The sequence below is a fragment of the Candidatus Poriferisodalis sp. genome, from assembly GCF_965198245.1.
In the GTDB taxonomy this organism is placed as follows: domain Bacteria; phylum Actinomycetota; class Acidimicrobiia; order Acidimicrobiales; family Poriferisodalaceae; genus Poriferisodalis.
Genome location: NZ_OZ240249.1, coordinates 723384 through 747391, shown reverse-complemented (window position 1 = coordinate 747391; position 24008 = coordinate 723384). Strand labels below are relative to the sequence as shown.

The window sequence follows — 24008 nt, the reverse complement described above, 5'->3', positions numbered from 1 at the left end:
TCATTCAATATATTATGAATGTGTTGAGTCGTTACGAGGAGCTTCGGTACGAGGGGGGGGGGGGGGTCCGCAGGTTCCGGCCAATCCCCGCACCACCGGCCCACCGCAGCCATCCCCCGCCGTGATGCGCGGCCTAGCCGCAGCCGGCGGATTCGCCTTGGTATGGCTGCTGGCCGCTTGGGCGGCGACCTCGCCGGCGCTAGCTCAAAGCGATTCGCCCACGCTGGACTCGGCCGTGGTGGATGGATCTGCGCTGACACTGACCTTCAGCGATGGCCTCGACGAGACTTCAGTGCCCGCCAACAGCGACTTCGCGGTCATCGTCGACGGCGTGGCGGCGTCGCTGCAGGGAGCGCCGACGGTGCAGGGCCCGATCGTGGTGCTCTCGTTGACCGCGCCCGTGACGGCCGCCGAAGTCGTGACGGTGGCCTATAGCGGCACTGCGCTGCGCGACACCGCGTCCGCACCCAACGTGGTGGCAGCCTTCGGGGCCCAGACCGCAACGAACTTGACGCCACCTGCTCTGACCTCCGCCTCCGTTGATGCCGCGACGCTCACGCTCGTATATGACGCACCCCTCGATGAGACGTCGACGCCGGACGCGGACGCGTTCATAGCGGAGGTGTCGCTCGCTGTGCGCGACGTTGACGCTCCGACGGTCTCGGGGTCCAGCGTCGTGCTCACGCTGGATGCGCCGGTGCAGCAAGGCCAGCTGGTGACGGTCTCTTACAGCCCGCCGACGGCAGGCCCCATCCGCTCCGCCGCCGGCGTGGAGGCACCCGCGACAGCACCCCGGGATGCAGCGAACAACACGCCGGCGTCGGTTCCGACGCTGACAGACGCCGTGGTGGACGGACAGTTCCTGGTGCTGACCTACAGCGAGGATCTCGACGCCGGGGCAACGCCGCTGGGCTCGGCGTTCTTCGCTGACGTGGCCGGCTTCACCCGGACGGTTGCCGGGGCGGAGGTCTACCGCAACGAGGTGACGCTCACGCTGATCGCACCAGTGCTCGCTGGCGAGGCAGTGATCGTGGGGTACTCCCCGAGGCACCTCGGCACGTCCAGCCCCGAACTCCAAGACCTCGGTGGACAGGATGCCGCCGCCTTCTACAACCGACCAGCGACCAACATTACAGCGGCACCAGTGCCGCAGCTGTGGGCCGCGCGCGCCGGCGGCAACCAGGTAGTGCTCGTCTACAGCCGGATGCTCGACGACACCACCGTGCCCGCCAACAGCGATTTCGCAGTCGACGTCGCGGGCACTGATCGCTCCGTGACCGGCGTGGCGGTCGAGGGCCACACCGTGGTGCTGACCTTGGCAACGGCGGTGGCAGCGGGCCAACCGGTGACCGTGGACTACACGCCGGGCCTAGCGCCCATACAGGACTCGGCCGGCGAGCTCGCAGGTGCCTTGAGCGGCCGCACCGCCGACGACTCCGACAAGCCCGTCGTAGGGCTAGCCCAGCTCGCGGTGCCCGATACCCACCGGCTCACCCGGCGCATGTACCCCAGCTTTCACCCCGAGACCCGCCACTACGCCCTGCGCTGCAGCGACGACGACACCGTCACGCTGCTGGTGACCAAGCAACACCAACGGACCCGGCTCACCATCAACGGGCGCAGCGTCGCCAGCGTCCACTCCCGCCACGAACTTCGAGGCCTCTCCGACGACAGCGACATCGTCATCACTCTCACCGACGACAACGACACCGCCACCTACGTCGTGCACTGCATCGCCGAGCACTTCCCCACCGTCACCAGCCACTACACGTCCGCTGTCTCAGACGGACTGATGACTGCCAAGGCCCGCACCAATGGCGACGCTGTGAGTTTCGTCATGTTGCTCGACAAGAATGGGGTTCCTGTATTGCACCGTGAGATGGAAGAACCAGCGGGGAGTTTGAGGTATTTTCCAGCAGGTGCATATCCATTTGCACATAACGTACGGGTCGTTCCAATATCCCGGCCTTCGGGAATTAGCAGGTCCAATTTTGAGATCGTGATCCTAGACGAAGACCTGAATGAAGTTGAACGTGTCACAACGACTTCCGAGTATGTGCACACTGACGGCCACGACTTCGTCGTCAAGGCGAATGGAAACTACGTACTGATGGCCTACGAACCCATCCGACGCGACCTGAGCCACATAAAGGATCGGGACGGAAATCCGTACAGCACCACTGAAGCGATGGACGACTCGATTATTCAAGAAATCACTCCGGACGGGGTAGCCGTATTCACTTGGAACTCCTGGGACCATGTGGCCCCAGAAGACTGTCTCGGGCATCGCTTCCCAGGCGGTTACGCACATTTGAACTCGCTGCAGGTCCTCGATGACGGCGATATCGTTGCCTCGTTCAGAGGCTGTTCGCAAGTATTCAGGATCGACCGAACAACCGGCGATGCAGTATGGAAACTCGGTCACAGCTACCGGGACACATCGCCGTGGACGGACAATCTCATCTCCATTGTGGGTGACCCCTACGACATCTTCAGCGGGCAGCACGCAGCGACTCTCCTCGACAACGGCAACCTGCTGCTGTTCGACAATGGTGCCGCTAGCCCATTCCACCCCGAAACATATGAAGAGCGTCGCCCCTACCGGCGAGTCACCCGGATAGTCGAATACTCGATCGACACGACTGCCAACAAAGCGACTTTCGTGCGCGACTACGGCCACCGCAACGAAGAGAGCTTCTTCGTCGCGTCGAGCGGGACGGTCGCCCCGCTGGAGAACGGGAACTGGATCATGAGTTGGGCCAGACCCAGAAGCTACAACTCTGATCCCAACGACCGTCCGCCGCCCGGCGCGAGCATCGAGGTGGTCGATCCCGGCAACCCCGGCGCGCGAGTGCTGTCGATGCGCGTCCTCAGCGATGGCGAAATCCACGCCGTGGGCGCCGTCGATCCGGTCCCGGCGAGCGTGGTGCAACATGTCAGCGTCGACGACACCGCACCGGCACTCGCAGACGCGGAGGTGGACGCCGACATGCTCGTGTTGACCTTCGATGAGGATCTTGACGAGGCGTGGGTGCCGGCCATCCTCGACTTCGAGGTCGTTGTGGGCAGCGATCCTGCATCGTTGGCGGCAGCGCCGGTCGTGGGCAGGCGAACCGTCACACTGACTCTGGCCAAGAGCGTGCTGGTTCAAGACTCGGTCGAGGTGTCTTACGGCGGCACGGCGCTGCGCGACACGGCCGCAGTGGCCAACGCAGTGGCGGCCTTCGGGCCCAACACAGTGTCGAACATGACGGAGGACACCACCTCCGACGACGCCACGCTCAGCGCTCTGACGCTGTCGGGCGTGCGGCTGAGCCCTGCGTTCAGCAGCGGTGTCACCTCCTATGCCGCGTCGGTGGGGTACTCCGTGACCCATGTCACGGTCGCCGCGGCCGCGAGCGACGGCAACGCCGCCGTCGAGATCCTCGACGGCAACGGCAATATCCGCACCGACGCCGACGGCGCCGCTGGATTCCAGGTCGACCTGTCGGTCGGCGAGAACGTGATCCGGGTCGAGGTGACCGCGCATGACGGCGTCGCGATGCAGACCTATGGCGTCACGGTGACGCGGACCGCGCCGGACCTGTCGCTCACCCCGCCGGCGAACGACCCCGTCGCGCCGTTCGCGTCGACCGCCGTCTACACCGTCAGGTTCCGGGGCCTCTGGACGACGACTGTCACGCCGGAGGGCCGTCCGGGCGGGGCGCACTTCTCGCCTCTCATCGGCGGCGTCCACTCCGCCGATGCGACCTTCCTCGCAAGCGGCGGGCGGGCCAGCGCCGGGGTGGAGCGGATGGCCGAGACCGGGGGAACGGGAACGCTCCGCGACGAGGTCCGGGCAGCCGTCGATGCCGCTGTGCCGACCGCGCTCGGTGTGCTGAGGCGCTCGGGCAATATCGGCGCGACGGGCGCGGGCACGCTGAGCGGCGTCATGGCGACCGCCGAGTTTCCGCGGGTCACGCTGACGACGATGATCGCGCCGAGCCCGGACTGGTTCGTCGGCGTCTCCGGGCTGCCGCTGCTCGACGCCGCCGGCCGCTGGTTCCGTGCGCACGAGGTGGACCTTTTTCCCTGGGACGCGGGAACCGAAGACGGTACCGGGTTCTCGCTGTCGAACCCGGCAACCTCCCCGCGGGGAGTCATCACGAGCATCCGCGGCACGGGGAAGTTCACGACCGAGCGAATAGCGAGTCTGACGTTCACGCTCCAGTCGATCACGACGCAGCGCGGCCTGGTCGAGAACGCACCGGGGGGCGTGGACATCGGGCTCCCAGTAGCGCCCACGGCGAGCCGCGGCAGCGTCAGCTACACCCTCGGCGGAACCGACGCCGGGTCGTTCGACCTTGTCGGCTCTACGGGGCAGCTGCGGACCAAGCCGGGCGCGACCTACGACCACGACACGAAGGACAGCTACACGGTGACCGTCACCGCGACGGATTCCGACGGCGCCATCGTCACCACCGTGGACATCGCCGTCGCCGACATCGACGAGGCGCCGCAGATCACCGGACCGACCAGCATCGATTTCGTCGAGAACGGCACCGGAGCGGTCGCCGCCTACGGCGCGAGCGACCCCGAGGGCGAGGCAGTGACCTGGCAGCTCGCGGGACCCCACGGTGGCGCCTTCGAGCTCAGCGCGAGCGGCGTGCTCACGTTCAAGGCACCTCCGAACTACGAAGACCAGAACGAATACGAGGTAACCCTGCGTGCTTCCGCCGATGGCGAGCTGGGACCCCAGACGGCCACGCGGGACGTGACCGTCACCGTGACCGACTTCGACGAGCCGGCGGACATCTCGTTCGCTGCGACCCGCGGCGTCACCGTGACCGACAACGCGCTCAGCGTGGACGAGAACTACCTGGGCGCGCTCGCCACGTTCAGCGCGAGTGACCCCGAGAGCAAGCCCGGTCTCACGCACGAGTGGTCAGTGGGCGGGACGGACCAGGCCGACTTCGCCATCACCTCGGCAGGTGTCCTGTCGTTCGCGAACAGCCCCGACCATGAGCGCCCCGCGGACTCCGGTCGAGACAACGTCTACGACATCACGGTGAACGCCCTCGACAGCGACGCCAAGACGGGCAGCGTCGCCGTCGCCGTCACCGTCGACCCCGTCAATGAGCTGCCCATGATCACCGGCGACCCAGCGCCCAGCATCGAGGAGGGGAGCACGCTCCTCGTCGGGACGTACCGGGCCACGGACCCCGAGGATGCCACCATCGCCCCGCAGCCCCTCGCCGGCAACGACAGCGACAAGTTCGAGTTCAACTTCAACACGTCGAACGGCTTGCTGAGCTTCAAGGTGGCGCCTGACTACGAGGCCGCCGCCGACTCCGGCGGTGACAACGTCTACAGCGTGACGCTGGGCGTCTCGGCTGGCGGCCACAGCGCGACTCTCGATGTCGCGGTGACCGTCACCAACACCGACGAACCCGGAGTGGTGGTGTTCTCGTCGCCGCGGCCGCAAGCCGACGCGGACTACACCGCCACGCTCAGCGACCCCGACGACGTGTTGTCGACAGTGTGGGCCTGGGAGCGCTCGACGAGCCGCAGCGGCCCTTGGACGGCAATATCGGGCGCCACTGGCGGCGCCACGGCGAGCACTTACAGGCCCACCGCGGGCGATGTCGGCTACTACCTGAAGATGACCGCCGACTACACCGACGCGCACGGGCCGAACAAGCGCCACGCCGCGGTGTCAGCTCACTCGGTGAACGCGGCCCCTGACGCCAACGTCGCCCCGTCGTTCGACGAGCGGACGCCGACGCGCAGCATTCCCGAGAATGCGCGGGCGCGTGCAGCCGCAGGGACGCCGGTGAGGGCCGCCGACACCGACAGCGGCGACGTGGTGGCCTACGAGCTGTCAGGGTCGGACCTGTTCACGGTCGACAGCGACAGCGGCCAGATCCGCGTCGCCGCCGGCGAGTCGCTCGATTTCGAGGCGGCGCCCTCGCACAGCGTGGCCCTCAAGGCCAGCGACTCCTCAAATGCGAGCGACACCGTGACCGTGACCATCGCGGTCACCGACGTCAACGAGCGTCCCGACGCCGTCGCCGACACAGCCACGGTCAGCGAGGACGCCGCTGTCACGATCGATGTGCTCGCCAACGACGACGACCCCGAAGACGACCGCAGCGCCTTGACGATCACAGTGGCCCGCAGCCCGCGCAGGGGCCGCGCCGTCGTGAACCAGCCCGCGAACGCCGGCCAGAACCCCACCATCACCTACACGCCCAACGCCGACTATCACGGGGCCGACACCTTCACCTACGAGGTCCGCGACACAGCCAGCCCCTCCCTGTCGAACACCGCGGCTGTCTCGGTCGAGATCAACCCAGTGAACGACCCGCCGTCGTTCACGTCACCGACCACGACTCGCAGCGTTTCTGAGAGCGCCGGCCCCGGCGACAACGTCGGCGCGCCCGTCACCGCGACCGATCCCGACGAGAACGACACGCTCGCCTACAGCCTCTCCGGTGCCGACGCGGGCTTGTTCGACATCGGGCCTCACAGCGGCCAGATCACCGTCGGCGATGGGGTCGTCTTCGACATCGCGACCAACGACACCTACACCGTCACCGTCGACGCCGATGATGCGAACGGCGGCAGGGCGACCGTCGTCATGACCATCGCCGTCACGGCCGACACGACCGCCACGACCGTCACGACCGGCCCCACGGGACCCGGCAGACTGGGCAGCGGCGGTAGCAGTGGCGGCGGCGGCAGCGGGCTGAGTGCGAGTACGGCGGTGGTGATCGTCGCGAACGGATGGAGTCCGCCCGACATCGGCGTCGCCGCGGCGCTGTCGGCACGCACGCCGGATTCTGCGGTGATCTACACTACGGCCGACCGGCTGTCGGTCGCCGCACGCAAGTTGCTGGTTGACTACCAGCCCGCGGGAGTGATCGTCGTGGGCGGCGAGGCCGCTGTGAGCGCCTCGGTGCTGACCTCGATGCGCAGCGCGTCGGAGTCCGATTCGCTCGAGCGGATCATCGGGGCGACGCGCTCTGACACAGCCGCCGCAGTCGCGCGCCGGATACTGGACGCATCCGGGGGGGGGGGGGGGGTCTGATCATCGCGAACGGGTGGAGTCCTGCCGACATCGGCGTGGCCTCAGCGCTGTCCGCGCGCACACCCGGCTCGGCGGTCGCCTACACCGAGTCGGGCGCTCTGCCGGACGCGACACGGCGGCTGTTGCACGACTACCGCCCGGCCCAGGTGCTGGTCGTGGGAGGCGAGGCGGCGATCGAACCCGCAGTGGTGTCTGGGATTCGTGCTGCGGTGCCAGCCGCGACGGTGGAACGCGTCAGCGGCGCCACAAGGACAGCAACAGCGGCACAAGTGGCCCAACGCTTCCTGGGCCCCCACCAAGCAGCAGCCACCGATGAGCTGACCGTCATCGTGGCTAACGGCTGGAGCCCGCCCGACATCGGCGTGGCTGCTGCGGTGTCAGCACGCACCGCGGGTTCCGTGGTGCTCTACACCGAGGCGGGACAGCTTTCCGCCGAAGCTGCCGAAGCGCTGCGCGACTACCAGCCCGCAAGAATCGTGTTCATCGGCGGAACCACCGCGATCACCGCCGAAGTCAAAGATCAGGCCAGCGCGATCGTGCCCGCCGCAACCACTCCCCGTTACAGCGGATCCACCCGAACCCATACCGCTGCCACCGTCGCACGCCGAACCCTCGGACCCCGATAACAGGCCACACGGATAGGCGACCATCCACCAGTCGTCGTTTGGCCCGTCACAGCGCAGGCAACCAGCCCACCTTTACAACCTGACCGATCAACAAGGGGAGGCACCAGGGTGGCAGTACCCCGTCGCCCCTGCTGCTCGTGCCGCTCCTCCCGAGAGTGCGGCTCAGGTTCCCCACAGTCGCAGCAGGTCGGCGGCGGCATACCAGCGGCGGGCACGGCCGACATGACCGGTGTCGGCTTGGATGGGTTGGAGCACGCCGCGTTCGGCGAGCGACTCGAGGGCAGTCCTACCCGTGCGTTCGCTGACCCCGAGCAGCTCTGCGACGTCGGCTGAGTTGATGACCGGGTGTCCCGGCAGGCACTGCAGCAGCGCCCGGGCGGCGCTGTCGTGTCGGAGTGTGCTGGTCGCCTCGGTCCACTGTTCGATGAGCTGCTGCGACTGCTCAACGATGCTGTCTGTGTGCCCCGCGGCGCGCTCGACGATCTGGGCGAACCACTGCACCCACCGGGCTGTCTGGCCCGTCTCGAAGAGTCGCAGCCCTGACAGGTACCCGCCAGGATCGCGGGCGGCGGCCATGCTGATCGGCGCGACCGAGCGCTGCGTCGCATCTGCTCGTCTGAGTATGCGGCTGACCAGTACCCTGCCCAGGCGGCCGTTGCCGTCGCCGTAGGGATGGATCGCCTCGAACTGGGCGTGAGCGATCGCGGCGCGCGAGACCGCGTCGAGATCGTCCGAAGCGTCCGCGAATCGCAGCAGATCGTCCATGAGTCGATTGATCTCATCGGGAGGCGGCGGAACATACGCGGCATCCAACGGCGAGGTGCCGCCCACCCACCCCAGCGAGGGTCGGAATGCGCCCACCATTTCTGCGGCCAGTCCGCTGTAGCGCATCAGCCTTGCGTGCCAGGAGTGCAGCACTTCGACGTTCAGCGGCTGCTTTGCGCTGAGCAGCGCCATGTCGATGACCGCGAGGTTGTCCGCGATCCATCCAGCAGCACCACCGGAGCCAGTGCGTTCGGCAACCAGCACAGACGAGGCGGGTTCGCGCAGCCCCTCGATACCGGACGAGGCAATGCCTTCATGGCGCAGCAGCAGCCGTGCGAGTGCTTCCCACGACGCAGGCAAACGCTGGTCCGCGAGGCGCAACGCTGCGACGGCCCGTTCTGCGCTGCGAACCACCGTGGCTGGCAGCGCGAGGTCTCGGCGACGAAGCTCCTGCGGAACCCACGCCTTCGTGGTGCGTCCGCGCCACTCGACTTCAGTTGTCCGGCCAGCGGTTCCTTCCGCAACATCCTCCATTACGGAAGGATAGTATCCAAATATTCCGAAATCGCTGCGGTTGCGGAGGCGTCCGAGGGGCGAAGCCGACAGCGATACGTGGCGACGGAGATGTCGGGGAGGCCGGCACCAGCACCCCGGATTCCTGATCGACACCATGCACCTCGTCGAGGTGTCCGGTGAGGGTCTTGCGATGGTTGGTGGGGAACCTCCAGCCAGTCGACCCGGCTGGGTTTCGGACACCCTGTTCCCGTTCGAGAGCAGGTTTCACCTCACCTCGTCGGGTCACCAAGTGCATTACGTCGACGAGGGTTCGGGCGAGCCGATCGGTTTGGACTTCGCCCGCAAGCATCCCGAACGCGTCAAGAACCTGGTCATCGCGAATACCTGGTGCTGGCCTGTGGGCAGTGATCGCCACTTCCGTTTCTTCAGCTCGATGATGTCGAGCCGTCTTGGGCAGTACCTGATCACCCGGCGCAACTATTTCGTCAAGGGTGTGATGCCCCGGGCGGTCGCGAACCGCAAGACGCTGACCCCCGAAGTCATGGCGCACTATCTCAATGCGGCCACTTCGTCGCCGAGGAGGTCCCGCACAAGGCACTGCCGCTGGTCCGGGACCTGCTGAGGAAGTAGACCCTCTGGCGGGTCAGGCTTGCTGTGTGCTCAACGTGACGCCGAGCGCCGCTGCGATTCGTTGAAGATCGCGCTCGTCGCTGGTGATCACGAGATCGCCTCGAGCTGAGGCCCCGACCACCACTGCGGCATCGACCACATCACTGGTGCCAGCCAAGGCACAGGCAGTGCCCGCAGAGCGAGCCCGTGCCTCATTGGGCGATTCGATCCGGCAACCAGACAGCAGCCTCGACATCTGCGGCTGCGGACCGCCACGCCAGCCTTGGGCCAGCACGGCAGCGGGAACCGTTGGCGCTAGGCCTTGCCCCAGCACGTCCTGATGCAGGGCCCAGAGCAGCCGGTCGCTGCGTTCGGCAGCAATCAGCGCACCTGTGTCATAGATAAATCCGGGCACGTTGGTAGCTCATGAACTCTTGACCGAATCAACCACCTTGTCAGCCCACATCAATTCCTCAGGACTCAGCTCGCCGTGCTCTTTCTCCCATTCGCGCACGGCAGCAAGCCCGTCCTCGACGCGGATTGCCCGCTCCGCAGCTGCGTTCAGCCACGCCGACAGGCTGACTCCATGCGACGCAGCGGCATTGGCGGCGCGTTCAGCGACTGATTGCTCGAGGGTGATTGAAAGCCTCTTCATCGCCACAAACTAACGGTAGCCCTGCATTGCTACCAAGCCGATTTCTGGCAGGCCCGGACCTGGCGATGTCGGGAAACGCCGAGCGACGGTCACATGGTCGCTCCGCGGTTCTGACGGCTGGAGAGCAGTCGGGCGGCGTGGTGGGACCCGCTCCACTAAATCCGCTCGACAGGACCAACCGACACACGAGTGCCGACGAGCTTCGGACCTACCCTTGGAGGAATGCCGATCCTGAAGTGGTCCGATCCACTGCCCGGGCGGCCGAAGCGAGTCTTGGTGGCGGGTGCCACCGGCGCCGGCAAGTCGACGCTTGCACGCCAGGTAGCGGCTCGTGTCGCGCTGCCATATGTGGAACTCGACGCCCTCCACCACGGTCCGCAGTGGCAACCGAGACCGACGTTTCGCGACGACATAGTTGCGCTGGCTGGGTGGTCACCCGAATCGGCCGGACGATTCGCCGAGCGGGGGTTCGTTGCGTTCGCGCTCGACTACCACGGGCCGCATGCGCCATTCGCGACCCAGGACGCGATGGTCGAATGCCGCAACGCACTGCTCGCCGATCCCGTGGCCGTGCGATCGCTGGTTCACGCCGGCCACGACATCCTCCGCGGCCATGACCGAGTCGATGTCGGCCGCGGGCGTGCGGTGGGAGATGCATGTGTACGGGGGCGTTCGGCACAGCTACACGAACGAGTCGATTGCGGATCGGCCCAGCGCAGCTCTCGCCTACGACGAACGCGCTGCTCGCCACACCTGGAACGCCATGCTCGCGTTCCTCGACCGCGTGACGGACCGCTCGGCGTCATGTCACGGTGACCGCTCCGTCGATCGATGAGGCGGCGCTCCAAGGACGGGGTCGAAACAAGGTGGCCGACCGGCCGAGCCGGATCGCCGACGGGCGGCTTGATCCTCGTCACTGCAGGAAGCTCCTCTCCGAAAACGACGGCATCGGGATGTCGAGGCGCCGTCAGGGTTCACGCTGCCTTGGACGCAGGCGCGCACCCTTCAACAACGTCCGGAGCGTTACGTCTCGTCGTCTGAATCTGTTCGTCGCAGCCAGAGATCGAGCGTTGCTGTGGTCCACGTCGGCACGCCGGTGCCCAGGAAGTCGTTGTCGTTGGTCCACACCCCGGCGCCGAGCGACAACGCGCACGCCACGACTGGCCAATCATCTGGGTCGCGCACCGAACGAGCCCGCGCCTCGTCTTCTCGTGCCATGTAGATCGGCTCGGAGACGACCTCGACGTTTCCCATGACCGCTTCCAAGCAGGCCGTTACGAGGTCATGCTGGGTCGCCGGCGAGAGGCCGTGCTGCTGGGAGAATTGCTCTATCCGGACAGGAAGCATCCACTGGGTTTCCTGCCACATTTGCTCGGGCAGGAACAGGTTCAGGCGGGTGTCGCGCAGGCGCTCCCGTCCGGCCTTCCGCAAGAGTTCGCCGACGAGAACGCTGGTGTCAACGACGAGCCTCATCGGGCTCGCGTGCCCACGGCGTGGCGGTATAGACGAGACCCTCGGACGGGTTGCGGCTCACTCGAGCCGACTGCAGCTGGATTCTCCAGTTGCGATCGCCGTCGGTGTCCGCGATCTCAGACACCAATTCGTCCTCGGTCCGACCGGTCTCTTCGAGCACTTCGGTGACGAGAACGTTCAGCCGCTCAAGCGCTTGTGCCCCAGCACGCCGGTCCTTGGCAACAATCGGCACGAAAAAACCGACCGGCCGGCCGTGCTTCTCGATGACGAGCGTCTCGCCGGAGCCGATCAGCTTCGTCGCATGGTCACGGAACTCCCGCACCCCTACTGACCTCATCTGATCTGCCTCCCGCACTGGTGCGCCGTTTTGTGACCACAAGCGTAGCCACAACGGCACGTGCGTGGCAATGCGCCAGCGTGAACGTCGACGCGATGAGAAGAAGCCAACAGCGCTGTCATGGCAGTTGCTTAGCCCGTGAGGTCGCCTGCCCGGGTCTGAATTTCTGGCTAGCCCGCAAGCACCGCCGTTCGCGACGGCAAACTGCGGCGGTGCGCGTGCTGTGGCGCGGATTGACGTTGGCCTGCCCGTCCTGTGGCGGTCACGGCACCTGTCGGCGTAGGGGTGCCGGTGCTCTTCGACCCGGTGTCGCGCACGCTGTGGACAGCGATCGACGCGCTGATGAGGCCTCCGAGTCCGAGCGACTTCGACTGACCGACACCGCCATCGGGGAGGCTGCACGCGTCCTGCGTCCTGGTGGACGGTACGTCGTTGTTGACAGCATGTCGCCCGACGATCCCGAGCTTGATGCCTTCCTCGACATGGTCGAGCGACGCCGTGACCCGACTCACGTCCGTAGCTACCGTCGAGACGAGTGGATGTGCATCATCGAGCGGGCTGGTCTACAGGTGGAGCGGGTTACGTCCGTTCGAAAGGGTCGGTCGTTCGAATTCTGGCTTGAGCGCGGTGGCGTTGAAGGTGAAGATGCCAACCAGCTGCGTGACATGTTCAGCGACGCATCCAATGCAGCCAAAGAGTTCTTCGAGATCCAAATTGATGGAGACGTCGTGTCGTTCACGACGAGGCTCCCGTCGACGCCGCAGAAAGCAAGAGCTCTCGATCGAGGACCAGAGCCGCGACACCGAGAAGCGCATCGTTGCCCAAGAAGGAAGTGGCCGACTTGCCGACACTGTGTCGCGTCTTCGGCCCGAGCTCTTCAGCGAGGCCTGCAGCCAAGACCACCGAAGATGTCGTCGCAGGGGCGCAAGACCCATGCACGGTGATGATCGAACAGGACACTTCGAGTCAATTTATTTGTGTTACAAAAAATGTGGCACAGAACCGCGCGATTGACTCAACGCGGTTGGCGTCCCGCCGGCTAGATGTCGATTCGCCAATCCCAATGCCGCGACTGCACGCACTTGTTCCCGGCCGCCAATTCGTGGGCGATGCACTCTGCTTCCGCGCCTCTCGGCGAGAAGTCCGGCGGCACTGTCCCGTTGTCGAGCGCCGCGGCGTCCCCCTAGACCGTCAACGATGACCCGAGCAGCGTGCACGTGTAGGAATGCTGAGGAGCTTCGAAGAGTGCACGAGTCGCCTGTTTCTCCACTATCTCTCCGAAGCGCATGACTGCGATTCGGTCCGCAAGGTGGCGAGCGACGCCGAGGTCGTGCGTGATGAACAGATACGTGAGGCTGCGATCTGCTTTGAGCTGCTGCAGGAGGTTCAGCACGCCTGCCTGCACAGAGACGTCGAGCGAAGATGTCGGTTCGTCGAAGATCATCATCGAGGGCTCGAGGACCAGTGCCCGAGCGAGCACAACCCGTTGGGCCTGACCGCCGCTGAGTTCGTGCGGGAGCCGGTCACGCATGGCAGGACTCAGATCGAGTGCGGCCATCATCTCGTCCGCACGCAGTCGGCGCTGGACCCGTTTGAGCCGCGTGTGAACGAGCAGCGGCTCTTCGACCTGGTTTCCGATGGGTCGGCGTGGATTGAGTGCGAGCAGCGGGTTCTGCGCCACCATTTGCATTCGGCTCCGAATCCGGCGCCGGTTCCGCCCCCGCAATCCGACGAGCTCTGTGCCATCGAAGCGGATGCTGCCGTCAGTGGGTTGGATCAGACCGATTATGGCTTCGGCGAGAGTGGACTTTCCCGCTCCTGACTCACCGACAACCGCAAGCGTCTCGCCCTCGAACACCTCGAGGTCCATATCGTCGATCACCAAGTTCGACCGCGTATGTCTCGATGCTCGGTTCGCGTAACCCACACGCAAGCCCTGAATGGAGAGCAGTGGACTCACTTCGAGGCCTCCACCAAGACACACGCAGCGTCGTGGCCCGTCTGAACTCGGTGCAGCGGCGGCTGTCTGACACGGCAGGGCTCGCTGGCGTGGCGGCAGCGAGGCGCAAAGGCACAGCCCGTGATCTCGTCACGACCATCGGGCACGCTCCCAGGAATCGAAAGCAGGTCTCCGCCCACCGCCTCAGGTCGAGGAACCGATTCGAGCAAAGCTCGCGTGTAGGGGTGAGTCGGCCTGTCGAGGACTTGATCGGTAGAGCCGGTCTCAGCGACACGACCGGCGTAGAGCACTACGACTCGGTCGCACACGCGCCGGATCGCAGCCAGGTCGTGACTGATGAGCACGACAGCGAGCTGACTCGATTGGCGCAGGTCGGCGATGAGATCCAAGACCTGTGTCTGGGTTGTGACATCGAGCGCAGTGGTCGGCTCGTCAGCAATGAGGAGACGAGGGTTCTGAGCGAGTGCAAGAGCGATCACTGCCCGTTGTCTCATCCCGCCCGAGAACTCATGCGGATAGGAATCCAGCAGGCGCTCCGGTTCCGCAAGACCTGCCTGGGCCAGCAAGCTGCACAGAACTTCGGAATCTCGAGTACCGGCGACGATTTGCAGTTGCCGACCGATGGTGAACACTGGGTTCAGGGCAGCGCCCGGATTCTGATAGACGAGCGCCGCTGCGCCCTGAAGGGCGCCGTCGATAGGCATCATCTCACCGCGAAAGCGCATCGCGCCGCTCACGGTCGCGGTGGCGGGCAACAATCCGAGCAGGGCTCGAAACAGCACTGTCTTGCCGCAGCCCGACTCGCCGACCACCCCCAATATCTCTCCCTGGCCGACTCGTAGCGACACGCCGCGTACAGCGCGCACGGACCCCGTGGGGGGATTGAATGACACATGCAGGTCCTGGACTTCAAGAAGAGGTGTCATTGCTGGTCACCTCGGGTGCGGGGATCGGTGACATCTCGGATGACGTCGCCGGCGAGGTTGAAGGCCATTGCCACAATCACGATGGCAGCTCCGGCGAAGCCGGCGATCCACCACTGTCCCGAGAGGACGTATTGGCGGCCTTGGGCGATCATGGTTCCCCAATCCGCGGTTGGCGGTCGCGGTCCGAGCCCTACAAAGCTCAGTCCCGCAGCCGTGAGCACTGCCGCGCCGAGATCGGCGGTTGCCTGAACCCAAACTGGCGCCATCGCATTGGGCACGATGTGCACAGTGATGACGCGTCGGTCGGGGACGCCGATGGCCCTGACCGCCTTGACGAAGGAGCGTTCTCGCAGACTCAGCACTTGGGAACGCACCAGACGCGCGTACCAAGGCCACCACGAGATCGCGATGGCGATGACCGTGTTCCGCAAGCTCGCACCCAGAGCGGCAGCAACCAGCACTGCCAGCAACAGCGGAGGAAACGCGAGGAACGTGTCGGTGATGCGCATCAGGATTTCGTCCACCCAACGACCGAAGTACCCGGCAATGGCACCTACCGCGACACCGATCACGACGGACAGCACCACGACCCCGACAGCGACATACATCGCGGTGCGAGCACCGAACAGGATCCGAGCAAGCACATCGCGCCCTAGGTCGTCGGTGCCCAACCAATGTGACCAGCTGGGTGCTTGGAGCCGGATAGGCAAGTCAGGCACGCCGCGGCCGGCATCGGCATACGGCGTCAGCCACGGAGCCAACACCGCTGCCAGCGTGAACAGCACCACAATCACCGTCGCAGCGACTCCCAGCCGGCTTCGGACGAAATGCCACAGCGCTCCGCCCGGCGCCACGAACCTGCGACGGTCCCGTCCCGCAGCGCCGAGGCCGAACCGGCGCGCACGCGGCTGCGGGTCTGTGTGCATCAGCCCAGCACCACTCGGGGATCCAACCGCGCCTGAATTAGATCCAACGCGAGGTTGACCAGCACATACACGATCGTGACGGCCATCGCTGCCGCCGCAATCACCGGGTAGTCGACACGCACCACCGCGTCGGTCAGATACTTGCCGATGCCTGGCCATGCGAACACGGTCTCCACCAAGAACGCGCTCGACACCGAATAGGCGAACGTCAGCCCCAGCACCGTCAGTGCAGGTAGGACAGCATTCTTCAGCGCGAGTCGGCTGAGCACGGTGCGCCGGGGAACCTGTGCTACCTGTGCGGCTTCGATGTAGTCGCTGCCCAGCACTTCGAGCATCGAGCCCCGTATCAGTCGGATCGTGAGCCCGAGGGGGTACGCGGCCATCACCGCCACCGGCATCGCGAGGTGAACGATCACGTCTGCGAAGTTCGACGGGCTTCCTGACAGCAACGAGTCGATGGCGAAGAAACCGGTGATCTCATCGAAGGTCACCCGGGAGTCGGTTCGACCAGCGAGCGGCAGCCATCCCAAGCGGGATGCGAACAGCAATTGCAGCAGCAGGGCACCCCAGAACACTGGCATCGACACTCCCGTCACCGCGAACAAGCGAATGAAGGTGTCGCTCAGACGGCTTCGGCGAGCCGCTGCCAAGACACCGGCTGGTATGCCGATGATCATTGACAGCAGCGTTGCCGCGAGCGCCAGCTCCAGGGTTGCCGGCAGGAATCGACGCAGGTCCTGTGCGATTGGACGTCGCGTAGCGAACGACACTCCGAGATCGCCCCGCGCCAAGTCCCCGAGGTAGGACACATATTGGGAAAGCACCGGTGCATCGAGGTTGAGATCCTGCCGAACCTGCTCCACCTGCTCAGGACGGGCTCGCGCCCCTGCATACAGCTGAGCTGGGTCCGACGGAACGAGGCGCGAGACCACAAACGTGATCGTGACGACGCCCAGGATCACGAGGAGACTCGTTGCCGCCCGCCGCGTCAGGTACTTGAACCCGATACCTCTGCCGCTCTTGGATCTTGTCTCGCGAGTGTGATCCCCGATGGGTGAGATCGACGGAACCGGGATCGGGGCCATCGTCACGCGCTCTTGTCGATCAAGTCCCACACAGCGTCGATATGAGCCTCGGTAGTCCAGGTCGAACCAACAACGATTCGAGCGTAACGACGGCCGTCGACCTCGGAGGCGGTGATGTAGAAGCGCCCGTCCCGGTTGATCCTCTCCACGAGGTCATCGGTAGCCGTATTGCCGTCCCGATGAGCGAATGCGACCAACGCGAACGAAACCTCTGCGATGCGCTCGAGTCTGGGATGACGGTCGATGTGCTTTGCGATCCGGCGCGTCCACGCCACATGGTTCCGAATCATCTTGCGCAGCCCGTCCGCCCCGAAACTGCGCAACACGAACCAGAGCTTCAGCGCCCTAAAGGGTCGGTCCAGTGGCAGATGCCAATCCCGGTAGTCGATGACGTGACCTGACGCTGTGGCTGCGTTTTGCAGGTAGGGCGGCAGGATGCTCAGGGTTTCGATGAGCGGCCGCCGGTCTGCGACCCACATGACGGAGCAGTCGAGATTGGTGGCGAGCCACTTGTGAGGGTTGAAGGTGTAGCTGTCGACGAGTTCCAGGCCGTCCTGATAGGGCCGGAACTCGTCGCAGATCATGGCTGATCCTGAGTATGCGGCGTCAACGTGATGCCAGAGGTGCTCGGAGCGGGCGATTGCTGCAATCTCACGAACCGGATCGACTGCTGTGGTTCCGGTCGTCCCGACCGTCGAGCACACGAACGCGGGCATCAAGCCGCCTGCCCGATCCGATTCGACCGCGGCAGCAAGCGCATCGGGTTGCATGGCGAATTCGGCGTCGGTTCCGACGAAACGGATGTGTCGGTACCCGGCGACGCGGGCGCCCTTCTCGACCGAGGAATGGGCTTCGCGCGACGTGTAGACCACCATGTCATCGATGGCTGCCCCCGTTCGCTTGCGGCAGACCTCGCGGGCGACGACAAGCATCGTGTGGGTGGACGCCGACGCGCCCGATTGGAGGACGCCTCCGCCGATGTCGGTCGTCTTCCAATGCTGCGGCACACCCAACAGGTCGACGAGCCAGTCCAAGACATGCGATTCGATCTCGGTCGCCGCTGGCGAGGAGGACCACAGCATGCCCACGACGCCGAAGCCGGCGCAGGCCAATTCGCCGAGCACCGATGCCGGCGAGGAACCGGCCGGGAAGTAGCCCAGCCATCCCGGATGCTGCCAGTGCGCAAGTCCGGGCACCACAACACGGTCAAGGTCGCTCAGCAGAGCCTCGAAGGGTTCGGGCTGCTCCGGAGCTCGCTGGGGGAGCTTCGCACGGACATCACCTGGGTTGACAGTCGAGCACACGGAGAGGTTGTCGAGCCCGGCGAGATAATCGGCCACCCAGTCGACGAGCGAATGGGCGTGACGTCGAAAGGCCTCAAGGTCGAGCGGATCAAGCGGTGCGGTGTGCGCCGAAGTCATGCAAGCAGATCTCGATGCCCAACGGCCGGGTCAGACTCGACGAACAGCGAACCCGTCGGAGTCAACGTGAACGACGCGAACGGCACTGCCTCCTGCTTGAGGAACCCCTTCGCAGGAAGTTCGCCGCGCCTCACGAGTTCGATGACCCCCACGGCAGACGCTGCTGTTGTCCAGGCAATGGCCGTTCTTGAGCGTCCGCAGAGTCGTATCGGCAAGAACGACCGGACGTACTCCAACCGGAGTGGGTTGCCTCCCTCTTCTCCTTCTGCTGCGATGTGGACATAGACAATGTCGTCTTTGACGGGCGGTTTGGCGCGTCGCAGGATCTCGCTCGACAGCGTTCGCCGCTCTCTCATCAGCAGCTCGTGGAACAGGAAGTTCATGAGGTCGACATGACCCGGGTACCGCAGGGTCTTGTAGTCCACGTTGTCGACGTAACCGAGGTAGCTGGAACACATCGTTCCGATGCCGCCGGAGGTCGTGAAGGCTTCGAGCTTCGTGCCGCCCACGTAGACGGTCTCGTGCCATTCCATGGGCGATACGAACTTGTGCACCCCGTCTTCGATGACTTCGCAGTCGTTCAAGTACTCGTTGACGACTCCCATGGGCGACCAATTGAACGCATAGCCGAGACGGCCCGAGGGATGCTGCGGAAGTGCTCCGGCTCGCAGCTTCAGCGAGCGGCACGTGTCGAGTCGTGCCGCGAGGTCTGCGGTCACTATCCCCACGAATCCGGGCGCAAGTCCGCATTGGGGGGCCATGACGGCCGTCGAGGTCTCTGCCAGCCCCAGGATTCGCTGAGTAGTCGAGACATCCTCGGTGAGGTCGAAGTAGTGAATCCCCAGTTGATGAGCGACGGTTGCCACCGCGGCGTTGAGGTCGTACGGAAGGCATGACAACACTGCTTCCCTGCCGGACAATGCATAAGAAAGTTGCGCTTCGTCGCTCGCATCTATGGGAGCACAGGGGAAGCTGAGGCTCTCGGGCACCCGTTCATCGAGACCAGTGACATCGAATCCGGTTTCCTGAAGCAGCTCGGCCGCCAGTCGGCCGACGCTTCCCAAGCCGAGCACGGCTATCTCGCGGAACGTCACCGATCCGCCTTCGAGCCGAACGAGATGCCCTGTGCCAGCAGAAGGCTTTGCGAGTAGTTGACGGTGCTCGTCTGTCGCCGCATATAGCCCTTCCAGGCGTCACTGCCGGATTCCCTGCCTCCGCCTGTGTGCTTTTCCCCTCCGAACGCACCGCCTATCTCCGCCCCCGACGGACCGACGTTGATGTTGGCCAAGCCGCAGTCTGAGCCAGTCGCCGATACGAAGAGTTCGGCTTCGTTGACGTCTGTGGTCATCAGCGACGATGACAGCCCGTGATCGACGGCGTTGTTGAGCGTCAGCGCATCTGCGAAGTCGCCGTACTTGAGGACATAGAGAATGGGAGCGAAAGTCTCCTGGCGGACGATCTCGGTCTGTGCTCCCATCTCGACCAAGGCGGGCTGCACATAGAAGCCGCCAGAAAGGCCTTCGACGTGCACACGCTGCCCTCCGAGGACTCTGCCCGAGTCACCACCGCTTGCGATCTCCAGCGCGCGCTGCATGTTGACGAAGGCGTCAACGTCGATGAGAGGGCCTACCAGAGTGCCGGCGTCAAGCGGATTGCCGACCGGCAGTCGAGAGTATGTGTCATGCAGACGGTCGAGAACCTCGTCGTACACGGCCTGATGCACAATGAGGCGACGCAACGATGTGCACCGTTGCCCAGCAGTGCCGACTGCCGCGAACACGGCGGCTTCGATCGACAAGTCGATGTCGGCACTTCGGGCGATGACCATCGCGTTGTTGCCACCCAACTCGAGAATCACACGTGCGAATCGAGCGGATGCGGCGCTGCCGACGGACCTTCCCATCACGGTGGATCCAGTGGCCGAGACCAATGCGACGTCCTGATGTGCTGCCAACCCGGCACCGATGTCAGCACTCCCGACCGCCAGTTGGCTGAGGTGGCTCGGCGCGTCGCTTCCGAATTGATCGAGGACTGCCGACAGGATGCGATGAACGGCGACCGCAGTGAGGGGAGCCTTGTCGGACGGTTTCCAGATGATGGAGTTTCCGCAGACGAGAGCCAGTGCCGCGTTCCAGCTCCACACAGCGACCGGAAAATTGAACGCGGTGATGATCGCCGAGGGGCCATAGGGATGCCAGATCTCCCGCAGGGCATGCTGCGAGCGCTCGGATGCGATCGTGGAGCCGTGGAGCTGGCGGGACAGCCCGACCGCCAGGTCACAGATGTCGATCATTTCTTGGACTTCGCCGAGTCCTTCTTGCAGGATCTTGCCCGTCTCGAGGGTCACCAGCCGGCCCAGCGGTTCCTTCAGTCGTCGTAGCTCATTGCCCAGCAGGCGAATCAGCTCGCCACGTCTCGGAGCTGGCACGCAACGCCACTGCAGGAAAGCTGAGCGCGATCGGGCAATCAGTTCGTCTATCTCGTCTTTCTGGACGCTCGCGACTCGCCCTATGGCATTGCCATCGATGGGACTCGTGGCGACTAAGTCCGTGGATCCAGCGAGAGTCGGTTCTATGCCCAGAGCGGCAAGAGTCTCAGCCGCATCGATCATGCTGAGTCGTGTCGCCCCAGCCGGGGGGCATATTGCATGAGCCGCTCGATCGGTACATAGGGCACGTCGAAGCCGTAATAGGCCGGACCGGTGCCATTCCTGAGAGTGTCCGGCTGACGGAGCAGCTCAAGGCCAGCCATGCCGACCGCGCTCACCTCGTCGCCCTCCCCGATGTCGGTGTTGGTGAAGCCGCGTGCACTGCGGGGATCGACGAGCGTGACCAGATCGGGGCTGCAGACCCACGGCTGGCCGTCGAGCCAGGTGACGTGTGTCTCGTTCTTGAACCACGTGCGCAGGACGTGTCCCTCCCACGCGCCCGTTCCCCGAATCTTGAGCGTTCCGATCATGAAGCCGCCCGAGTCCTCCCATTCCTTGCTGACCACAACACCGTCGAACAGCCGCCAGCCGGCAACCACCTCGAGGGCGACTGCGACCGGATCGTGTCCGGCCTCAGTCGCAACACGGCAAGCCCGGCCGATCTCGAGGCACAGAGACAGCGTCCCCGGGACAAGAACGCCCTTCATGTCACGGCCAGCCAGCGGCGTCGACGCGATGGCCGCCTCGTCGAAGCTCGCGATCGCGATGTGACGGGCGATTCGCTCAAGCATGTACGGATTGACCGTCTTCTTGACGATGACGGTGTTGCCCCATCGATCCACGGCAGCTAACGGGTCGCTCGATATGCCGTGTGCAAACGGAGTGCTTTGCATTTCCTCGGGGATCGCTCGGCCCGAGTAGTCACCGTCAACGATCGGGATGCCCAACTGGGCGGCCGCAACGATGGGACCGGGCGCGTTGGCGGCGCCAAGCTCCGCTGCCACCAGGCACCCGATCTGTCGCCCGAGATGATCGGACAATTCCCGTACGGCCAGACAGATGGCGTCGTCACCCACAACGTCGCCCACACCAAGACGCACCTCGCGCAGCGAATCGGCATGGTCATCGGATCGAGGGGCGATGGACCCGATCCCGTACACCATCGCCGTGAGAGCGTTGTCGTCAATGCGATCCGCGTGGTGCCATCGGAGGGTCAGCCCGTCGTCGAGCGCAGCTGTCAAGGTCTCGAGGCCCTCGACAGGGTCGCCTCCGCCGCCTGTGCCCATGAACAGGCAGCCGACGATGAAGTCCTCACAGTCCGTGACGGACTCCAGTGAATGCATCACCCTTCTGGATTCTGAATCGCTCTGAGTGCTGACTCAGCGAACTGCCCGCAGCTCGTAGAAGCGCACGACAGTGTTGTATGCCGGATTCGGGATGTGTCCGGTGAACTCGGCACGCAAGACTTCCACTGAGGGCACGTCGAGCATGAAGACGGCCGCATGGTCGTCGATCAGGATCTCCTGTGCCTGGCGGAAGAGCTCGCTTGCCGCTTCTCGATCGGTGCCGCTGATCGCGTCGGCTTCGTCGATCAAGGCGTCGAACGTCTCATTGGAGTAGTAGCCGAGATTGAAGAACGGCGCCTCTTCTGAATGGAACGTTGAGAACAGGAAGTCATAGGGCGTCACATAGGTCGGGAACCAGAACATCGTGAACACGTCCTGCGCTGCATCGGGGTCGGACTTGGCCTTCTCCCAGCGTGCGTCCCAGGTGAGCGGCTCCAGCTCGAGGTTGACGCCGATGGTGCTCAGGTTCGCCTTCCAGACTTCGCCGATCTGCTGCTGCTCCGTGGTGCCGGCGTCAAAGCTGTAGGTGACAGTGAGGCCATCTGCCCCGGCGGCCTCGATCAACTGCCGCGCCCTGTCGAGATCGGTCGCGGGAATGTCCAGATCGGGGCTGGAGCCCCAAACCGTCAGCGGCACCATGCCGCGAGCTCGAACCGCTTCTCCGCCGTACAGCGATGCGGTGACGTCGTCATAGGGGAACGACAGCACGAGGGCTTCCCGGATCTCGGGGGAAAGCCGCCGCACGTTCAACATGCCGAAGAGGTTGGTCATGGAGAGGCTTCTAAGAACGTCGATGTCGCTGTCCTGTTCGAGCGAGGTGTAGACGTCGAATGGCAGGTTGTAGGTGAAGTGGGCATCCCCATTGCGGATGAGCTGTTCTGCCAGCACGGGGTCTTCGATCAGCCGCATCTCGACGGTCTCGACCTGGTCTTCGGACCAGCCGCCCCAGTAGTCATCGAATCGGGCAAGCCATGTGCTGCCCGCCGGATCATGGGAGTCGATGGTGTACGGACCGGTGCCGCAAGCGTTCCCTTCGTTGAACCAGGCAGCGTCATTTCCGACAGCAGAGGGGCACACGACATAGACCGAGTACTGCGACGACATGACGAGGTCAAGCGGCGTCGGCCACGCGAGCTTGAACGTCAGGGTGTGGTCGTCGGGAACTTCCATCGACTCGACGGACGACAGGATGAATGCCGCTCCGAGGCCCAGGTCGATGGTGCGCTGCAACGAGTCGCGCACTGCCCCGGCGGTCAGCGGAGTGCCGTCGTGGAAGGTCACACTCTCGCGAATCTTGAAGCTCCACTCAGTGGCATCTGCGTTCGAACTCCACGATTCGGCGAGCACACCGCTCACCTCGTCGGAAGCTTCGGGGTCGGCCAGCTGCGTCAGCGTCTCGTAGAGATTCTGCAAGATCGTGTTCTCATTCGAGAACGCACTCGAAGGATCTAAGTCGCCGAATCCGTACGGGTTTGCGTAGACGAATTCGACCCCAGAGGCGTCGGAGGGGGCAGCGCTAGCCTCGGTTGCAGCCGCCTCATCCGTGGGAGTCGCCGTGTCGGTCGTGCCGGCAGTGTCCGCAACGTCGGCGTCATCTGTGCCGCTTGTGCAACCCGCAGCGAGCAGGACTGCCGCGACTGCAACGCAGAGATAGGTCCTGATCTTCATTCCTATGTCCTCTCAGTTCCTCACCCCCGCTTGGCCACGCCCCCGCGGGTCACGACCTGCACACATGGATAGTATATACATGTCTGAATTACAGAAATTCTAGCATAAGCGGCGAATCTATGCAAATCTTGTATTTTCAGAAGCGATATCTGATAATTATGTCACTGCGCTGGCCGCCCAGGCTGGACCAGGCTCGAC

20 protein-coding genes and 1 pseudogene are annotated in these 24008 nt (G+C 64.7%); 5 read left to right on the top strand and 16 right to left on the bottom strand.

Annotated features, from left to right (window positions below; genetic code table 11):
• The first annotated feature begins 124 nt into the window (after positions 1-124).
• Positions 125-7069 carry a SwmB domain-containing protein gene (locus ACOCMM_RS03480; protein WP_419551800.1) on the top strand — a complete coding sequence of 2315 codons (6945 nt, stop codon included), beginning with the start codon at positions 125-127 and terminating at the stop codon, positions 7067-7069.
• A gap of 35 nt (positions 7070-7104) precedes the next feature.
• On the top strand, positions 7105-7695 hold the full coding sequence (locus ACOCMM_RS03475; protein WP_419551799.1) for a cell wall-binding repeat-containing protein: 591 nt from the start codon (positions 7105-7107) through the stop codon (positions 7693-7695).
• Between the two features lie 162 nt (positions 7696-7857).
• Here the strand turns inward: ACOCMM_RS03475 and ACOCMM_RS03470 are convergent, their stop codons facing one another.
• Positions 7858-8994, bottom strand: coding sequence for a Fic family protein (locus ACOCMM_RS03470; protein ID WP_419551798.1), 1137 nt, complete (start codon positions 8992-8994; stop codon positions 7858-7860).
• Positions 8995-9166: 172 nt separating this feature from the next.
• Here ACOCMM_RS03470 and ACOCMM_RS03465 point away from each other — a divergent pair, with 172 nt between their 5' ends.
• On the top strand, positions 9167-9598 hold the full coding sequence (locus tag ACOCMM_RS03465) for a hypothetical protein (RefSeq protein WP_419551797.1): 432 nt from the start codon (positions 9167-9169) through the stop codon (positions 9596-9598).
• A 21-nt stretch (positions 9599-9619) separates the two neighbouring features.
• Here ACOCMM_RS03465 and ACOCMM_RS03460 read toward each other — a convergent pair whose 3' ends face one another.
• On the bottom strand, positions 9620-10000 hold the full coding sequence (locus tag ACOCMM_RS03460) for a twitching motility protein PilT (RefSeq protein ID WP_419551796.1): 381 nt from the start codon (positions 9998-10000) through the stop codon (positions 9620-9622).
• 9 nt (positions 10001-10009) lie between these two features.
• Positions 10010-10240: a hypothetical protein gene (locus ACOCMM_RS03455; protein ID WP_419551795.1), complete on the bottom strand. Its 231-nt coding sequence runs from the start codon at positions 10238-10240 to the stop codon at positions 10010-10012.
• A 222-nt stretch (positions 10241-10462) separates the two neighbouring features.
• Between ACOCMM_RS03455 and ACOCMM_RS03450 the strand changes: the two are divergent.
• Positions 10463-10567, top strand: a pseudogene (locus ACOCMM_RS03450) (zeta toxin family protein); the annotation flags it as partial.
• Positions 10568-10672: 105 nt separating this feature from the next.
• Here ACOCMM_RS03450 and ACOCMM_RS03445 read toward each other — a convergent pair.
• Positions 10673-10855 carry a hypothetical protein gene (locus tag ACOCMM_RS03445; RefSeq protein ID WP_419554921.1) on the bottom strand — a complete coding sequence of 61 codons (183 nt, stop codon included), beginning with the start codon at positions 10853-10855 and terminating at the stop codon, positions 10673-10675.
• Between ACOCMM_RS03445 and ACOCMM_RS03440 the strand changes: the two genes are divergently transcribed.
• On the top strand, positions 10854-11075 hold the full coding sequence (locus ACOCMM_RS03440; protein WP_419551794.1) for a dienelactone hydrolase family protein: 222 nt from the start codon (positions 10854-10856) through the stop codon (positions 11073-11075). The two genes, ACOCMM_RS03445 and ACOCMM_RS03440, sit on opposite strands and share 2 nt — an antisense overlap.
• A gap of 188 nt (positions 11076-11263) precedes the next feature.
• Here the strand turns inward: ACOCMM_RS03440 and ACOCMM_RS03435 are convergent, their stop codons facing one another.
• The 12 genes from ACOCMM_RS03435 to ACOCMM_RS03380 form a co-directional block, all read right to left on the bottom strand.
• Positions 11264-11713, bottom strand: a complete 450-nt coding sequence (locus ACOCMM_RS03435) for a PIN domain-containing protein (RefSeq protein WP_419551793.1) — start codon at positions 11711-11713, stop codon at positions 11264-11266.
• Positions 11697-12050: a type II toxin-antitoxin system Phd/YefM family antitoxin gene (locus ACOCMM_RS03430; RefSeq protein ID WP_419551792.1), complete on the bottom strand. Its 354-nt coding sequence runs from the start codon at positions 12048-12050 to the stop codon at positions 11697-11699. Before ACOCMM_RS03430 ends, ACOCMM_RS03435 begins: the two co-directional genes overlap by 17 nt.
• 170 nt (positions 12051-12220) lie before the next feature.
• A complete protein-coding gene (locus ACOCMM_RS03425) occupies positions 12221-12562 on the bottom strand; it encodes a hypothetical protein (protein WP_419551791.1) in 342 nt (113 codons plus the stop codon).
• 671 nt (positions 12563-13233) lie between these two features.
• The gene (locus tag ACOCMM_RS03420; protein WP_419551790.1) at positions 13234-14010 is read right to left on the bottom strand and encodes an ABC transporter ATP-binding protein; all 777 of its coding nucleotides are present in this window, start codon (positions 14008-14010) and stop codon (positions 13234-13236) included.
• Positions 14007-14936 carry an ABC transporter ATP-binding protein gene (locus ACOCMM_RS03415; RefSeq protein WP_419551789.1) on the bottom strand — a complete coding sequence of 310 codons (930 nt, stop codon included), beginning with the start codon at positions 14934-14936 and terminating at the stop codon, positions 14007-14009. Before ACOCMM_RS03415 ends, ACOCMM_RS03420 begins: the two co-directional genes overlap by 4 nt.
• A complete protein-coding gene (locus ACOCMM_RS03410) occupies positions 14933-15862 on the bottom strand; it encodes an ABC transporter permease (RefSeq protein ID WP_419551788.1) in 930 nt (309 codons plus the stop codon). Before ACOCMM_RS03410 ends, ACOCMM_RS03415 begins: the two co-directional genes overlap by 4 nt.
• Complete coding sequence (locus ACOCMM_RS03405) at positions 15862-16977, bottom strand: ABC transporter permease (protein WP_419551787.1); 1116 nt, start codon at positions 16975-16977, stop codon at positions 15862-15864. Before ACOCMM_RS03405 ends, ACOCMM_RS03410 begins: the two co-directional genes overlap by 1 nt.
• A complete protein-coding gene (locus tag ACOCMM_RS03400; protein WP_419551786.1) occupies positions 16950-18368 on the bottom strand; it encodes a pyridoxal phosphate-dependent decarboxylase family protein in 1419 nt (472 codons plus the stop codon). The genes ACOCMM_RS03405 and ACOCMM_RS03400 overlap by 28 nt, the downstream gene beginning before the upstream one ends.
• Entirely contained in the window at positions 18365-19462 is a 1098-nt protein-coding gene (locus ACOCMM_RS03395; RefSeq protein ID WP_419551785.1) for a saccharopine dehydrogenase C-terminal domain-containing protein, read from the bottom strand. The genes ACOCMM_RS03400 and ACOCMM_RS03395 overlap by 4 nt, the downstream gene beginning before the upstream one ends.
• Positions 19459-20976: an aldehyde dehydrogenase family protein gene (locus tag ACOCMM_RS03390; RefSeq protein ID WP_419554817.1), complete on the bottom strand. Its 1518-nt coding sequence runs from the start codon at positions 20974-20976 to the stop codon at positions 19459-19461. The genes ACOCMM_RS03395 and ACOCMM_RS03390 overlap by 4 nt, the downstream gene beginning before the upstream one ends.
• Positions 20976-22139, bottom strand: a complete 1164-nt coding sequence (locus ACOCMM_RS03385) for a DUF917 domain-containing protein (protein WP_419554816.1) — start codon at positions 22137-22139, stop codon at positions 20976-20978. Before ACOCMM_RS03385 ends, ACOCMM_RS03390 begins: the two co-directional genes overlap by 1 nt.
• A 36-nt stretch (positions 22140-22175) precedes the next feature.
• On the bottom strand, positions 22176-23810 hold the full coding sequence (locus tag ACOCMM_RS03380; RefSeq protein ID WP_419551784.1) for an ABC transporter substrate-binding protein: 1635 nt from the start codon (positions 23808-23810) through the stop codon (positions 22176-22178).
• Positions 23811-24008 lie beyond the last annotated feature (198 nt).